The sequence below is a fragment of the Belnapia sp. AC561 genome, assembly GCF_979252845.1.
This window is the reverse complement of the sequence record NZ_CEEDBP010000414.1, coordinates 1-245: the sequence shown is the minus strand read 5'-3', so window position 1 is coordinate 245 and position 245 is coordinate 1. Positions and strand designations below refer to the sequence as shown.

Sequence of the window (245 nt, the reverse complement as noted above, 5' to 3'; positions counted from 1 at the left end):
ACCTGGTACAGCCCAAACGCCGGCCCGGTAATGGCGGCGGGCGCTGGTGCGCTGGGCGTAGCGCTGGGGCGACCGGCCATGTACCACGGCGCCCTGCGTGAACGCCCACCCTTGGGCGAAGGCCCGCCGCCGGACGCCGACACCATTGAGCGCGCCGTGCGGTTGGTGCGTCGTGGCGTGCTGCTGTGGCTGTTGGTGTTGCTGCTCGGAGGGCGCCTGTTTGCCTAAGCCAATCAGCGCCGGCC

General features: G+C 71.4%; 1 protein-coding gene. It reads left to right on the top strand.

Translation table 11 applies throughout. The annotated features are described in order from the left end of the window. Nucleotides 1-228, top strand: a 228-nt coding sequence (locus AC0IW9_RS31660; RefSeq protein ID WP_471652245.1) for a cobalamin biosynthesis protein, incomplete at its 5' end; no start/stop codon positions are given. Nucleotides 229-245 lie beyond the last annotated feature (17 nt).